This is a genomic window from Bradyrhizobium sp., assembly GCF_049581145.1.
In the GTDB taxonomy this organism is placed as follows: Bacteria; Pseudomonadota; Alphaproteobacteria; order Rhizobiales; family Xanthobacteraceae; genus Bradyrhizobium.
Map to the genome: position 1 here is coordinate 1 of NZ_JBAURI010000451.1, position 13,563 is coordinate 13,563.

Genomic DNA, 13,563 nt, shown 5'->3' on the forward strand with positions numbered 1-13,563 from the left:
GCCGTACCACGATCGCCAAAGGCATTTCGCTGCCTTGACGGCCAGCGCGGCGGCCACGGTGGCAAATTGTTCGCCGCCGATCGCGATGAGATGGGGCAATCGCGGCGCTGGCCTGATACGCCCTTCACCGTTCCAAACGAGATTACAGCGGAAAAGCCTAGCGTATTTTGCTCTTACGCCCTAGATTTACTTTTAGCGATTGGAGGTCGGATGAACAAAGATCGTAAGGAGATCGATAGCCTAAGGCTGCTGAAAGCTTTCGCGAAAATCGAGGATACTACGAAGCGTCGCGAAATTATCGATCTGGTCGAAGCCGAAGTCTTGAAGGAGCGAGAGGATGCTGACAACCGGTGCGGTTGTTAAGGATCGGTTCGCCGCGGCGGCCGCGATGTCAGCGAGGAATCACCCGCAATGAGGGCCCTGAGTCAACAAGCCCACGGCCTCCATCTCCGCGAAAGCTCCCAGGCTCTCGAATGGTTCGCGATAAAGCGCGCAATCAGATGTTCTCGCACGCTATCGAGGCGAGCAGTTCTTAAGCAGTCTCGAGACGATACCGAGCGCGCCGAGCCAGACTAGCTTTGTTGCTGAATGCGCTTACGGATCATTGAGGACGCCTGGGTTGAGCATTCCTTGCGGATCTAATTCGCGCTTGGCTCCCCTTAGTGCGGCCGCGCAGAGCTCCGGCCGCTGTCGGTCGTACCAAAATCTGTGATCGCGACCGACGGCATGATGATGTGTGATCGTGCCGCCCGCCGCGATCAGAGCGTCGCTTGCCGCATTCTTGATGGCCTGCCATTGCTCGAGAAGTGCGCCGTGTCGACCAAGCGCGTGGAAGGAAAAATAGGGCGCGGGCCCGTCGGGGTAGACGTGGGTAACCGGCAAGTGACTTCACCCTTCACCCCTGTCGCGTCCAGAATGGCGAAGGACAGATCGTCGAGGCCCGGGACAGCGATGGTTTCGAATTGGTCGGTTGCAAATATGGCCCGGTAGGGGCCGAGCACAAACTTCCGCTCCTCTGCGCTTTCGCCTTCGCGCCCCCAGCCGTAGTGCTTTAGTCTTGCGCCTGTCATAAGCGTTGCCTCGTGTCTGGTTTCGAGCGTTTCTTGAATCAAAGAAAGTATTCTGAACGGCAGTTCCGCGCCAGAGCGTTCTATTGAACCCGGGTCTCGCCGACGAGGACTGCTTCGCCGCGGTCGATCCAGAAGGCTTCTTCATTGTCGCTGGACAGCGCTCAGGTCGCGAGTCTCCTGTGTCAATTGCAGCGCAGGCAATGGGATGCCTGCCAGGACAGCGCCCGGCCGGTCATGCAAACGCCCTTCACGCGATCAACGGTGGTTGCAGCTCTTCGCTTTAATCCAGTCCTGACGGCCGGGCTGCGGAATTGCAGATGCTGTGAAGGAGTTTCTTGATCGGCTTCCCGTCTTCATCCACGCTATCGAACGTATAGACGCTTGCATTTTCGGCGATGGCTCGCTCATCGAGCCAATCGAGCGCTTCATCTTCATCGCGACATAGCTGCCGGTTGCCATGTGAGCGGACTTTTCCGCCATCGATGATATGCACTTCGTACGAAGCCTCGACGCGGCCGTCACCCAGATATATCAGCCTTCCCTCTAAGTGAGAGATCGTTTCTGTATTCATCTGAGCTTCCTGAACGGCGGGGGTGGCAATCGGGCCGCTGGATCAGTCCGGGAATCAAGCGGATCTGCGGTGAGGGGCGGCGCGCGATGTACGCGCTAAAATTGCATCAGTCAATCGACGCGCGCGCCGGCTTCTGCGAATTATTTTACGGGTGTTTGCGGACTCGCGCCGGAGGCCTGGCACCGGTCTCGACGTTTCGCGATCAAGCGCTTCGAGCAGTGCCGGGAAGGCGCCAACAGCGTGATCAAGCTCGCCCGGGGGCGAGATCATCGCGTTCGCCACCGGACTTGGCCACATCGACGATCTGCTGCTGCGTCAAATACCTCTCCGATCTTGTCCAGGCTAATTATCTTGTTCAGTCATTCCAGGTCGACGCGAACTAAAGGGAAGGAATGTTGACCCATGAAATACGGTGTTACTCGCGCTAAAATCGCACTTCGCCGTTATCGTCGATTGGCCACGCGCTGGTGGCGTGCGATGGCGTGGCATCGCAATGTCGAAAATGCAACAATCGCGATCATTGGGGGGGGGAAACTTGACAACACGGTGCTAACACCGGAACAGCTCAACTTGAAATTGCCGGAAGGCAATTCAGTGTCTGGTTGATCCCCATGTTTGCGCTTATGGCTATCGCGCGTCTTTTGCTGCCATGCAGCGAGCTGATCATTGGCGTCATTGTTGATACCACGGTGTTAGCCGTCGGTATTTTCATGATCGTCTCGGCCTGTATTGGGCTTTTTTGAGGGTTGCCACGTGGAATACTTTGACTGCGACGGTGGCCGTATCATTATGTCGCATTATCCCACGCGAGGACGTGGACGGCTGCGCCATGCCCCAATACCCACGATCATAGCTGAGTGATCCGGAGGCTTTTTTCCTCGAAGGGCGACTTCTGTTGCTTCGAGCGTCATCCCGGTCACGAATTACGATACACTCTCTCAAAAGAGGGTTCTAGCGCCGCAGCAGCGATACGAGCAGCGCGAGCGCCAGCAGCCCAGCCACGCCTTGCCAGAACAGCACCGGATTACGCTCATAGAGCGTACGCGGCCTTTGCACCGCAAGCGGGACGCGCGCTGGCCCCGCCTCCATCTCCACGGCAAATTCGGCCATGTCGCGAAAGCGCTGAGCAGGATCGATGGCAAGCGCCCGGCCGAGCGCGACCTCAAGCCAGGCCGGGAGATCCGGACGCAAAGCGGAGAGCGCCATCGGCCGCTCCCGGCGCGGCGGACCGGTGGCGTCGACATTGCCGTAAGGAAATTCGTCGGTAAAGGCGCGGAAGATGGTGACGCCGAGGGCGTAGACGTCGGTCGCCTCGTTGCCTGCTTCGCCGTCGAACATTTCGGGTGCCATGTAGGCGGCTGTACCCGGAATGTGCTCGGGCGCGGAATCCTCCTGTCCTGGAATTCGCACCACCCCGAAGTCGATCAACTTCAGGGAGTCCCCGGGCTCGAGGATCACGTTGTCCGGCTTGATGTCACGGTGCACGATGCCGGCGCGGTGCAGCGCTGCTGCTGCCCTGGAGAGCTTGATCGCAATGTTGCGTCCTTCCTCCAGTCCCAGCGCGGGGCGGCGCGCCAGCCGAGTTTCTAGAAGTTCGCCCTGGTAAAGCGGCATGACCGTGTAAAGGCAGGTCTGCCGACCCGGCGGCAAATCGATGACGTGGCCGAGCCAAGGGCTCGTTACGCGTGCACCCACCCACGCCTCGCGGACGAACGCGGCGCGGTAGGCAGCGATGCTGACGACCGGCGGCTTGGGAAACTTCAGCGCTACCTCGCCACCCTCGACCTCGTCCTCGGCGCCGAACAGGCGCGTATAGCGGCCATCCGAGAGCAAGACCTTGAGTACAAAACCATCGACGGTCTCACCGCCCAGCGGCGCCGGGATCGCCGGCAGGTGCGCTATATTGGCGCCGATGTCGGCCGATTCCGCGGTCTCCACGCCAACCACGTCGAGCACCAGCGCGGTGCTGTTATCGTCGCCGCCGGCGTCGAGTGCGGCGGCGACCAGCGCTCGGGCAGTGTCTTCGGAAGAGACACGCTCGCGCATGATGTCGGCGATAGTCTGAAATGAGAGGAAGGCGTGCACGCCGTCGCTGCAAAGCAGGAAGCGGTCGTGCTGCGCCACCGGCTGGCTCGTATAGTCCAGCCGCACCTCCGTCTCGACGCCCAGGGCGCGGGTCAGGGTGCTCGACCGGCCGGCCCCGGTCTGCCGCACATGGTCGGTGGTCAGGCAGGTCAGGCGGTCGCGGCTGAGACGATAGGCGCGGGTATCGCCCACATGCAGCACGTGCGCGATACGGCCGCGCAGCACCAGCGCAGTGAAGGTGCATCCCATCCCGGCGAGGTTGGGGTCGCGCTGGCTTTGCGAATGAACCCAGCCGTTGAGCGCATCGAGGACGATCGCGGCGGCGCGTCGTACCTCCATGGTCTCAGGCAGATCGCAAAATCCATCCAGGAAACCACGCACCGCGATCTCGGCGGCTTGGCGGCCGCCCTTGGCGCCGCCAATCCCGTCCGCGATCGCCGCCACCACGTCCCGGCGCGGCTCCGGCAATTCCGGACCGAAAACTGCGCCGGCGAAATCCTCGTTGCGTTTGCGGGGTCCGGTCTCCGAGGCGAATCCGACGCTCACCTTGATGCCGGAAACGCGCTGAGCCATCCTCGCCGCTCCAACTTCCGCGCAGTGACTTCCACTACGCGGTCTCAATTCCCCAGCTTGCAACGATGATGGAGGAAGTAGCCGCCGGTGCTCGACGCAAAGACTACGGTAAGTTCCCCGGATTTGCGGTCAAGCGTGTAGTTGCCACCGTCGGTCGGGTCGTGCCACGAAATCTGCCCATCGCTGATGCGGGCCGGATTGGAATCCACGGTAGCCTTGTCGTAGTCGATCTCGATTTGCCAGTTCGCCCCGCTGGCCAAGTTGCTGCAGGTCGGTGCGACCTTTCCAGGTCGCGGTTCGCCGCTCATGGCAGGGGTCGCCATCGCAAAGGTCAACACGCCAATTCTCAAGGCTCGCCGGATCAGAATCATTCGAATCATCCTGCTCAATATTTATACATATGCATACTTTTTGATCAATTCCGTCGATCGTAGACGGCTTCGCCGTCCTGAAAAACCCATGCCAGTCAACGCCGCAACACACCCTAGACGGGTGGTATATTCCTTGCGTTTTTTTCGGAGCCGATCTGTGCAGTTGGTGCACGGATCGGCGCTTCGTTCAAAAAAATGAAATGGGGAAACGTTCATGGCGCTCGTACCTTCACCACAATGGCTGGACACTGGTAATAACGCGTGGCAGCTCGCTGCTGCAACATTCGTGGGCTTGCAGAGCATTCCGGGGCTGACAGTTCTTTATGGCGGCATCGTAAAGAAGAAGTGGGCGATCAACTCCGCCTTCATGGCGATGTACGCGTTCGCGTCCGTCCTGGTTGTCTGGATCCTTTTTGACTACAACATGGCATTCGGGCCACAACTATTTCCATTCCTGGGTACGCCAGGCTTGGCGACATCGGCCGCATTCACCACCGGTCAGGCGACGGTCCCGGCTGCAGCGGCGGGCATGCCGGCGCTTACTTTTCCGATGGCGACCCTGATCTTTTTCCAATTCGTCTTCGCTGCTATCACCGTCATTATCCTAGCCGGTTCTCTACTTGGCCGCATGAACTTTACGGCGTGGATGATCTTCTGCCCGGTCTGGATGACGCTGGTCTATACGGTCGGAGCATTCAGCATTTGGGGCGGTGGCTGGTTGGCCAGCATGGGCGTGGCTGACTTCTCCGGCGGCTATGTCATTCACCTTGCAGCGGGAACCTCGGGCTTCGTCGCGGCGGCGGTGATCGGTCCGCGGCTGCAGGCGGATCGCGATCATTTCCCGCCCAACAGCCTCTTGATGACGCTGGTCGGCGCGGGAATCCTGTGGCTCGGTTGGAACGGCTTCAACGGCGGCGATCCGTATTTCGCCAATGCCGATGCAGGCGCGGCGGTGCTCAACACCAACACCTGCACCGCGGTAGCCCTTTTGGTCTGGACGCTTATGGACAAGATGGCCTACGGCAAGCCTTCGGTCTTGGGTGCGGTCAACGGCATGATCGCAGGCCTGGTCGCGATCACTCCGGCCGCCGGTTATGTCGACGGCGTCGGCGCGATCTGCATTGGTGTTATTGCCGGCATCATTCCCTGGTTCGCGATGAACAAGCTGCAGAAAACCAGCTTCATGATGAAGGTCGACGATACGCTGAGCGTCCTCTCGACCCACGGGATCGCCGGCCTCACGGGCGGACTCTTGACCGGAATCTTCGCCAATCCAAGCATGCTGATGTATATCGGCACCGACAAGGAGGCGCCCGGGGTCAACATCACCGGCTTGCTCTACGGCAATCCCCAGCAGCTCCTGCTGCAGGCGGAGGGTGCAGCGTTCATCATTGTCTACAACGTGATCGCGACCTACATTATCCTCAAGGTCATCTCGTTCATCGTCCCGCTGCGGATGGATGAAGCGACGCTCAAGGTAGGTGACGATGCGGTTCACGGCGAGACGGCTTACGCGATCGGGACCGAGGGCGAATAGTCGTCCAGGCTCGGCCTCAGTTCTCGCAAGACCTTGGATTCGCGGGTCGGCATCTGTCGCCCGCGGATTCCGGACGGCCAGTCCGACTGGGATATGCTTCGTTTGCGCTGTACAGATCCGGGCGGCGCGCGCATTCGAATCCTTCCGCGTGAGGGTCATTTCATCCGTTCTTCGAAGATGAAGAACTTGGGGCCCGGCATTCCGTGGACGCACTTGACGATCTCGTGGCAGGTCACTCGCTCTTTCGTCAAACGGCTAGATCCATCCGCCCGAGGACACCCGATGAGATCTCGCAATGGTCGTTCGTCGAAACTTGAGGCATATTCAGAAACGTCTGTCATCTGTCGCCTGGTCGAGCCTCGGGCTGAAGGTGACAAAATGACCGCCAAAAGTCATGGCGGTCGATCGTGGAAAGATGATCCAAAAGCGAAGGCGATTGCGGCGACAATCTCGCTGCTTTTGATCGTCGGCTTGATCGCGATGATCGCCGTCGCCTTTCCAATTGCGCAGCAAACGCCCTCTTGAGCTTAGGTTGCGGGAAGCGCTTGAAGTCTGCCATTTGTCTGCCCGCCGAGCGCGCGGCATTCATAAAAGCTTATGGACGTGCGCACCCGGGCGGCTCCGCGCGCCGCACCGCGAAGCGCGCGCACCATCGCGGTGACATGGCCGGTGTCTCGATCACTGTGCCGGTCCTCGATAGCCAGGCGCAGACTTTGTGGGATGCGCCGGTGCACGCCGCGGCGCTCCGTTGGGGGGCTGATCCTCCGGATCGGCCGATAACCGCCCAGGCATGGTGAAACTCTACGGTGCCTTCCGGCGTGTCATTCCTGGTCGGCTGGGCAGCGCCTGACCCCGGCTTATTTGCCGACGGGTCGACGTCAATTGCGGAATGGCCGGCTAGAGCCTCCGAAGCAACCGCTCACCCATCGCTACCGTGCCTTCGGTGTATTCCGCTCCAAGCCGGTGTGCCGTGTCTGTGTCGGAGTGTGATGCGATCCAGGCCGTCAACAGCATTCTCCTCAGCATGACGAAGATCGGCAGCATGGCCTCGTCCTCCTTCGATACCGGGGCGACTGTTCGATATCCGTCGAGCCAGGCGTTTTGCAGATCGGCCACGATCGGCTGATGCTCCATGAAGCTCACGGCGGCGGCGAAATCGTAGAAGAACCAGGAGAAACCACAATCGTCGAAATCGATGATGCCGAGCCTGTCTGCGTCAACGAGGAGATTTGCAAGACGCAGATCGGCGTGAACAAGGCCGAACCTGTGGCTATCCTGACCGTAGGCGCGGAGCCGCCGCGCGAGCGCATCAGCGACCCGCTGCAGCATTTGCCTGTCGGCATTGCGAAGTCCCGGTCCCGCGCGCCAATCGCCCCAGAGCGGCCGCGTTCCCAGCATGGCGTCGAAGTCCCACGTCTTGCGACGGAAGGCGGCTGGTCTTTTCCACGATCGGCTGTGCGCGTGAAGCCGCGCGCTGAGGACACCAAGCTCGCGGAACCAGGTGGGTAGCGAGGCCGACTGATCGGGCTCGTGCCCGCTCATATGCTCAAAAGCCACCACTTGCCGCACCGTTCCGTTCAGAAGCAAGGGGCAACACAACAGGCCGTTGCGGTCGAGAATCGGCCGCGGTGTCACGATCACTGCATCCGCGATCAGCGCAGCGATCCAGGACAGCTCCGAGTGAATCTCCGCTGGCGAGTGGTAACCGATCCGATGCACGCGCAGCACAAGCCGCTGTCCGGACGAGAGATCGTGCGCAAGAAATGTGGTGTTCTCGGAGTGGCTGAGGAATGTCAGCGTCGCTCGCGCGGATATTCCCCATCGGGAAAGCTCGCCACCCAGTTCGGCCCGCATGGTTCCGATGCTGGCGAGTGCCATCGTCACGGCTTCGCCGCAAATTGGGCGGCCCGGGCGGCATCGGCGGCGGGTGCACCCGGCAGGGAAAGCTCATGCCAGGCCCGGACGGCTCCAATTGAGTCCGGAATCTGCCTCGCGCGATCGGCAACGCCGATGAGTTCTGCGATGCCGCCGCGGATCGGCCGGATCGCGTATGAAGCGCGCTGTTTCATGCTGGTATTCCGCGCATGTCGAGCCTGGCGGTCACCCTAGCCAGCTTTGCGCCAGACCGTTGTTCTCGCCTTCCATCAATCTTTTGCTGCACACCGCAAGAGCGCGATGCCTTCGAGTTGAGCGACGCCTCCTCGTCAGGCGAGCCCGGCGTTCGCGGGATCAGTGACCGCGAACGTCAGCAACGGAATCGTGGAGCAGCAGGAATCGGGCATCCGGGTCGCTTGGTCTACGCTTTGCAGGTGCCGGAGACGGTGGAGAACGGCTGAGAGCCTCGCGACCGTACAGAGCAGTTTCAGCGTTGCCGAAATCATCGAGGGATACGACATGATCAATCGCAGAGACTTGATGCTGGGTGGGCTTGTGGGCGCCGCCGCCTACGGCTTCGGGCGGATCAACCCCGATTTTCTGACGACTTCCGCCTTCGCCGCCGAAGGCAAGACGCTGCGTTTCCTCGGTGCGGAGGCGCTGACCGGTAACTGGGACCCGACCACTCACACCAATCTCGGTCAGCTCATTGTCGAGGGATTCGTCTTTGGGTATCTGACGCGGGCGCCGATGCGTCCGGAAAAGCCGGACGAATTGGTGTTCGAACTCGCCGAAGCGCTGAAGCCGATCGACGCCTACACGATGGAGGTCAAACTCCGAAAAGGCGTCAAATTCCACGACGGTTCGCCCTTCACGGCCGCGGACGTCAAGGCGACTTATGAATATGGTTCCCAGCCGGATCGCCCGGCACAGTGGTATCCGGGGCTCGTCACGGTCGACGTGATCGACGACTTCACCTGCCACATCAACACCAAGGCGCAGGGCTACCCGGCGACGCTGTATTACTATCTTTCGTCCTTTCTTCCGATCATGTCGGCCAAGGACGTCGCCAACAAGGCGCAATTGTCGGCACGCATGAACGGCACCGGGCCCTACAAATATGTCGAGCAGAAGGGCGATACCACGGTTCTGGCGGCAAATCCGGACTTCTTCCTCGGTGCTCCGAAGATCCCGGGCGTCGAATATCATTTCGTCGGCGACACCACGACGCGGACGCTTTCGCTTCTGAACGGTGAGGCCGATATCATCGAACGGCTCGAGCAGGAGCAGGTCGAGACCATTGCCAAGGACGCGCGCTTCGACATCCACAAGGCGGTGTCGGTCGAGAACAAGTATCTGTTCTTCCGTTGCTCGAAGAAGCCGTTCGACGATCAGCGGCTGCGCCTGGCGGCGTGCTATTCGATCGATCGCAAACAGATCCTCGACATCCTCGGAGTTTCCGGGACCTATTCCAAGGCGCATATTTCACCGGTGAAGTTCGGATATACCGAGGTCGCGGACTATCCGGAATTCGACCCCGACAAGGCACAGAAGCTGCTCGCGGAGGCCGGCTTTCCCAAGGGAGAAGGCCTGCCCGAGCTGACCTACTACACATCGGTCGGTTTCTATCCGAAGACCAAGGAATATGCCGAGCTCATCACCGGCATGCTGCAGGAGCAGGGGTTCAAGGTGAATCTCCAGACTCTCGAGGTCGCGGCCTGGGGCAACCTGCTCTATGACAAGCCCGGCGGCGGCGAGGGACATATGATCGACTGCGGGTGGTGCACGGGTTCGCCGGAACCCGATCTGGTGCTGCGGACCCACTTCCATTCCTCGTCCAAGCGCATCACCGGTATCGTCGACAAGGACATTGATGCGGTTCTCGACAAGGAACGCAACGCGTCGACGATCGAGGAGCGCAAGAAGATCCTGCAGACCGAGACGCTTCCGACCATCGCCAGAAAGGCTCCGGCGCTCGCGCTGTTTACGTCAGTCTTCATCCACGCCTACAGCAAGAAGCTCGATGGCCTCTATATCTATCCGAACGGAATGCAGGACATGACGAAGGCGACGCTGGCCTGATGGTCGCCGCGGCAAGCCGGCTTCGGCCCTAAGCTTGCCGTGGTCCCGATCCGATGAACCAAGGTAGCTCGTCTCGATGCTGATCCTGGAATTCCTGGTCAAACGAATCGCACAGGGCATCCTGATCGTTTTCATCACGTCGCTCATCATCTTTACATTGCTGCGCGTGGTTCCGGGCGATCCGGTGCGGCTGATCGTCGGCGGCATGGCGCCTCCTGACGTCGTCGAGAAGGTGGCGACCAAGATGGGGCTGCGCGATCCGATCGTCGTGCAGTACGGCCGCTATATGCGCGGCCTGCTTCAGGGTGATCTCGGGCAATCGTACCTGCGCCCGCGTAGCGGCATGATCGCCACCGGCGGCCAATATGTCGACCCGACCAAGTCCGATATGGCGCCGGTCACCGACCTTATTCTCGAACGCCTGCCCTTCACGCTGCAGCTCGGCGCCGTGGCGCTGTTATTTGCTTTCTTGATATCGTTTCCGATTGGAATAGCCGGCGGACTGCATCAGCACGGCTGGCAGAACGCGCTGGCCTTTGGCGTGCAGTCGCTGTTCGTCTCGATTCCCAATTTCTGGCTGGCCATCGTCCTGATCCTGTTCCTGTCGGTCAAGCTCAAGCTGCTGCCGGCGCTCGGCTATCAGGGATTTTCCTACGTGCTGCTGCCGGCGCTCGTGCTGTCAGTCGAGATTGCGCCCTTCATCATTCGCACGCTGACGACGTCGCTTGGCGAGGTGATGCAGTCGACCTTCATCGATGAGGCGCGGGTGCGCGGATTGTCGCGGCGCCGCATCATTTACGCCCATGCGCTGCGCAATGCCGCGGTGCCACTGGTCAACCTGCTCGGGATCCAGCTTTCGACGCTGATCGGCGGCGTGCTCGTGATCGAATACATTTTCGATTATCCGGGGCTGGGGGACCTGACCGTCGTTTCGGTGGTCGGACGCGATTTTCCCGTCATTCAGGGTATCGCGATCACGACGAGCGCTGTTTTTGTCTTCATCAATATCATCGTGGATCTGGTTGCCTATCTGATCGATCCGCGCGTGGAGATCTGATCATGGCGGTCACCACGATCATCGCCGCCGAGCCGCAGCAGAAGCCTGTGCGAATCCTGTCGGTCAATCGGCGAATCCTGCTCGGCGCCTGGCGCATGCCGAGCTTCCGCGTCGGCGTATTTGTCTTTCTGGCGCTGCTGCTTGTATCGGCGATCTATCCCGAGGTCTCCGCGATCAGTGCCACCAAGATGATCGTGAAGGACAAATTCCTTCCTCCGCTGTTTCTCGGCGAGAAGTGGGTCTGGAACCATCCGCTGGGTACCGATCAGCTTGGCCGCGACATGCTGATGAGAAGCCTGATCGGCCTGCGTTACTCGCTGCTCGTCGGCGTGGTGACCGTGGTTGTGATCTTTGTCATCGGCTGCGGCCTTGGCCTGTTCGCGGGTTTCAAGGGCAAATGGTGGGACATCGTCATCATGCGGATCACCGATGCCCAGCTATCGATTCCGATGATCATCCTGGCCATCACCATCCTCGGGGTCTCGCGGCCGACCGTTTTGACCATCATCATCGTTCTGGGGCTGTCAGGCTGGCCGCTCTATGCCCGCGTCGCACGCAGTGCCGCCGTCGCCGAGCGCGGAAAGGAATATGTGCGTGGCCTGCGTGTTCTCGGGGCAGGAGACTGGCGCATCCTGCTGCTGTTCGCCGCGCCGAATATCCTGCCGCCGATCGCGTTTGTCGCGGTGCTCGATGTGGCGCGCATGATGATTTTTGAAGCGATCCTGGGTTTCCTGGGGCTCGGCATCCAGCCGCCGACGCCGAGCTTTGGCAGCATGATCGCCGATTCTCGCAAATATCTGATCAATGCCTGGTGGATCGCCACTATCCCCGGCATCTTTCTCGCGGTTGCGCTGACATCGATCAATCTGATGGGATCGGCGCTCGAGAAGGCGCGCAACAGGGTCTTTGGAGGTCTCTGACATGGATCTCTCGCTCATTCTGGAGGTCAGCGATCTCACAGTGGGTCCGGTGACGCCGGGATCCGCTCCCATTCTGGACCACATCAGCTTTCGTCTGAACACGTCGGATATTTTCGGGATCTATGGCGAAAGCGGCGCGGGAAAGACCATGCTCAGCCGGGCGCTCGCGAACTGGCTTCCGGAAAGTCTCGAATATCGTGCCGGCCAAATCGCCTTTGCCGGCCATGATATTCTCAAAGCCGGCGCGGACGTCCGGACAGGCCGAGATATCGCCTATATCGGATCGAAGCCGCAGAGTTCGCTCGATCCGACCATTCCGGTCGGAAGTCAGATCGCCGAGAAGCTCCACAGTGTCAGGCCGGAATGGAATCCGCGTGAATGCCGGGAGCGGGTGATCCAGCTCCTGAGCGAGGTCCGCATCCCTTCGCCAAAGGAACGCTACTGGGACTATCCATCGAAATTTTCCGGCGGCATGATGCAGCGTGCGATGATCGTCGACGCGATTTGCGCCGAACCGGCGGTTCTGATCGCGGACAACGTCACGCAGCCGCTGGACGTCACCATCGGGGCACAGATCGTGGCGCTGCTGCACGATTTGTGCCTGAGTCACAGGATGGCGACAATCTATCTGTCATCGTCGCTGCCGACGCTCGGCCAGTTCGGCGACCGCACCGCCGTTCTGCAGCGGGGGCGGTTTGTCGAGCAGCAGGGGTTCGCCGAACTGCTGGCCGCGCCGAAGACGGACTACACGCGCAAGGCCATCGCCAGCGTTCCGCGCATGTGGTCGGTGGCGGAAGGGCCGCTTGCGCGACGCCAGGCGCAGGGCGAAGTACCCTTGATGCGGGTGCAGAACGTCTACCGGACCTATCGCGCCCGCAAGCGCGGCACATTCAACTCCTACAGCAATGTGCAGGCCGTGCGCGGCGTGACATTGGACATCATGCCGCGCGAGAATTTCGGCATCGTCGGGGAATCGGGCTGCGGCAAATCGACATTGACGCGCCTGCTGGCCTGGCTGGAGATTCCCGACCAGGGCAGCATCGTGCTCGACGGCACCGAGCTCGGCAGCCTGTCACCGCGCGAGCTCATCAGAAAGCGCAACGAATTCCAGTTGCTGCTGCAGGATCCCTACAACGCTTTGCCGCCGCGGACCACCGTGGGCCGCATGATCGAGGAAAGTCTCCTGATTCGCGGTGCTGTCCCGCGCTCGGATTTGCGCCGCCGCGTCACCGCCGCGATGGCCGAGGTCGGGCTCGCTGCCGATCTCTATGATCAGTTGCCAAACGCGCTCTCGACCGGCGAGCGGCAGCGGATCTCGATTGCGCGGGCGCTCATTCTGAATCCAAAGCTTCTGATTCTAGACGAGACCTTGTCGGCGCTGGATCAGCGTGAACAGGGCAGACTGATCGACCTGTTCTCCGA

14 protein-coding genes are annotated in these 13,563 nt (G+C 60.7%); 9 read left to right on the plus strand and 5 right to left on the minus strand.

From position 1 onward, the window contains the following. Positions 1-363: hypothetical protein (locus WCB02_RS14575; protein ID WP_423958923.1), on the plus strand; the 363-nt coding region annotated here is incomplete at its 5' end. A 231-nt stretch (positions 364-594) separates the two neighbouring features. Here the strand turns inward: WCB02_RS14575 and WCB02_RS14580 are convergent. Both WCB02_RS14580 and WCB02_RS14585 read right to left on the minus strand, forming a co-directional pair. Then, positions 595-882 (minus strand): FAD-linked oxidase C-terminal domain-containing protein, encoded by a 288-nt coding sequence (locus WCB02_RS14580; RefSeq protein ID WP_423958924.1) that lies wholly within the window; start codon positions 880-882, stop codon positions 595-597. 468 nt (positions 883-1,350) lie between these two features. After that, a complete protein-coding gene (locus WCB02_RS14585) occupies positions 1,351-1,641 on the minus strand; it encodes a hypothetical protein (protein ID WP_423958925.1) in 291 nt (96 codons plus the stop codon). 402 nt (positions 1,642-2,043) lie between these two features. Between WCB02_RS14585 and WCB02_RS14590 the strand changes: the two genes are divergently transcribed. Next, positions 2,044-2,247: a hypothetical protein gene (locus tag WCB02_RS14590; RefSeq protein ID WP_423958926.1), complete on the plus strand. Its 204-nt coding sequence runs from the start codon at positions 2,044-2,046 to the stop codon at positions 2,245-2,247. A 5-nt stretch (positions 2,248-2,252) separates the two neighbouring features. Next, entirely contained in the window at positions 2,253-2,384 is a 132-nt protein-coding gene (locus WCB02_RS14595; protein ID WP_423958927.1) for a hypothetical protein, read from the plus strand. Positions 2,385-2,592: 208 nt separating this feature from the next. On the opposite strand, the gene WCB02_RS14600 is transcribed toward WCB02_RS14595, so the two are convergent. Next, positions 2,593-4,299: a bifunctional protein-serine/threonine kinase/phosphatase gene (locus WCB02_RS14600; RefSeq protein WP_423958928.1), complete on the minus strand. Its 1,707-nt coding sequence runs from the start codon at positions 4,297-4,299 to the stop codon at positions 2,593-2,595. Between the two features lie 44 nt (positions 4,300-4,343). Next, positions 4,344-4,670, minus strand: a complete 327-nt coding sequence (locus WCB02_RS14605; protein WP_423958929.1) for a hypothetical protein — start codon at positions 4,668-4,670, stop codon at positions 4,344-4,346. 214 nt (positions 4,671-4,884) lie between these two features. Here WCB02_RS14605 and WCB02_RS14610 point away from each other — a divergent pair, with 214 nt between their 5' ends. Both WCB02_RS14610 and WCB02_RS14615 read left to right on the plus strand, forming a co-directional pair. Continuing rightward, positions 4,885-6,207 (plus strand): ammonium transporter, encoded by a 1,323-nt coding sequence (locus WCB02_RS14610; RefSeq protein ID WP_423958930.1) that lies wholly within the window; start codon positions 4,885-4,887, stop codon positions 6,205-6,207. Between the two features lie 33 nt (positions 6,208-6,240). Continuing rightward, entirely contained in the window at positions 6,241-6,732 is a 492-nt protein-coding gene (locus tag WCB02_RS14615) for a hypothetical protein (protein WP_423958931.1), read from the plus strand. Between the two features lie 372 nt (positions 6,733-7,104). Here WCB02_RS14615 and WCB02_RS14620 read toward each other — a convergent pair whose 3' ends face one another. Then, positions 7,105-8,085, minus strand: a complete 981-nt coding sequence (locus WCB02_RS14620) for a phosphotransferase enzyme family protein (protein ID WP_423958932.1) — start codon at positions 8,083-8,085, stop codon at positions 7,105-7,107. A gap of 516 nt (positions 8,086-8,601) precedes the next feature. Between WCB02_RS14620 and WCB02_RS14625 the strand changes: the two genes are divergently transcribed. From WCB02_RS14625 to WCB02_RS14640, 4 genes are all read left to right on the plus strand, one after another. Then, on the plus strand, positions 8,602-10,164 hold the full coding sequence (locus WCB02_RS14625) for an ABC transporter substrate-binding protein (RefSeq protein ID WP_423958933.1): 1,563 nt from the start codon (positions 8,602-8,604) through the stop codon (positions 10,162-10,164). A 76-nt stretch (positions 10,165-10,240) separates the two neighbouring features. Beyond that, a complete protein-coding gene (locus WCB02_RS14630) occupies positions 10,241-11,221 on the plus strand; it encodes an ABC transporter permease (protein WP_423958934.1) in 981 nt (326 codons plus the stop codon). Positions 11,222-11,223: 2 nt separating this feature from the next. Further along, positions 11,224-12,141 (plus strand): ABC transporter permease, encoded by a 918-nt coding sequence (locus WCB02_RS14635; RefSeq protein WP_423958935.1) that lies wholly within the window; start codon positions 11,224-11,226, stop codon positions 12,139-12,141. 1 nt (position 12,142) lies between these two features. Further along, a partial coding sequence (locus WCB02_RS14640) for an ABC transporter ATP-binding protein (RefSeq protein ID WP_423958936.1) occupies positions 12,143-13,563 on the plus strand: 1,421 nt, incomplete at its 3' end.